The sequence below is a fragment of the Haloferax sp. s1 genome, assembly GCF_058382125.1.
The window spans coordinates 1-1,210 of sequence record NZ_JBZRPK010000125.1 but is presented as its reverse complement, the minus strand read 5'-3'; the positions used below and the strand labels follow the sequence as shown (position 1 = coordinate 1,210).

Genomic DNA, 1,210 nt, shown 5'->3' with positions numbered 1-1,210 from the left:
GTCGTGTGGTGGGCGATGCGATGTTATTGCGTGATTTCAGATTACGCCGATGGGAGGAGGTTCAACGGGCTGTATCGGTCGCGGACCCAGCGGGCGAGTCGCTCTACGAGGAACAACGCCAGGCTGATCACCAGCAGCTCAGCTGCGGTGTCCCACAGCACGATATCGCTCTGCGTACTGCTTACATCAGCACCGACGATTGTGAGAACACCACCGAGAGCGAACAGCACCAAACTCAACTGAAGTCCAGCGAGCACGAGCGTGCGGATCCCTGCTGTGTCCGATAGCGTGAGGAATGCACGAGTGGAGAGCCGGTCCAGCGGGGTATCTGTGTGTAGCGCGCGTTTTCCCTCCGGTGAGAGCGGCCAGTCCGATTCTGGATGGTTAATGTAGTACAGGGTGATCGAGTCGGGGTACGTCTCTGTGGCCACGACATCGATCGTCTGTAACTCCTGTAACCGGTTTCGGACCGTTGCCCTGCTCACTTCGGGCTTGATACGTGCGTGCAGTTGTCGAAGGGAGAAGAACGGTCGATCTGACTCGATCATCGTCTTGACGACGTGCTCTTGGGAGAGCGTGTTGTCGAGGTTCCGATCGATCCGTTCATCGATCCATGACGGAAGCGCGGACACGGTACCACCCCCTTGTTGACGGGGATTATTAAATCGAGACGGGTTTTTTGCCCCCACGAACCGCCATTTCACGGCCATGAAACGGATTCGTTATCAAAGTCTGGTCGGCCACGACGCCGACGCGGAGGGCGAGTGATGCAGCAAATGCTCACTGGCTGTGCGTCCTGCGACGCGCCGCCTGGTACCGAGACTGGCAAGGCCCATACCTGGTGGCAGGACGAACGGGTCACCCACCCGATCTGCGTCGACTGCGCGACCCAGTCGAATCCCGATCCCGACGACCGTGACCACCACGCCTGCGATAGTTGTGTCTCGTCGTCGATGCGCTTGCAGCCCTCACACGATTCCGTGTCGAAATCGGCCACCTAGAAGGCCCACTACAGCTGTGTGCGAGATGTTGTCCCGGCGGCCCAGCAACGTACTGGACACGCGATCTTGAGGAGCATATCGTCGCGACGCCGGTAGAGTGACCCAATCCACCTCTCTATGCACGGAAACACTCTAACCAACGTAACAAACACACCAAAAATCTATGTTCCAACAGCCCCAACAGTAGACTATGTCGAGCGGTGCCATCG

The 1,210-nt window shown here is 58.2% G+C and carries 1 protein-coding gene and 1 pseudogene; one reads left to right on the top strand and one right to left on the bottom strand.

Annotated elements, in window-relative coordinates; translation table 11 throughout:
- Window positions 1-41: 41 nt before the first annotated feature.
- Window positions 42-632 carry a hypothetical protein gene (locus QT222_RS00900; RefSeq protein WP_491476000.1) on the bottom strand — a complete coding sequence of 197 codons (591 nt, stop codon included), beginning with the start codon at window positions 630-632 and terminating at the stop codon, window positions 42-44.
- 135 nt (window positions 633-767) lie between these two features.
- On the opposite strand from QT222_RS00900, the pseudogene QT222_RS00895 reads away from it, so the two are divergent.
- A pseudogene (locus tag QT222_RS00895) lies at window positions 768-1,102 on the top strand (DUF7558 family protein).
- Window positions 1,103-1,210: the final 108 nt, after the last annotated feature.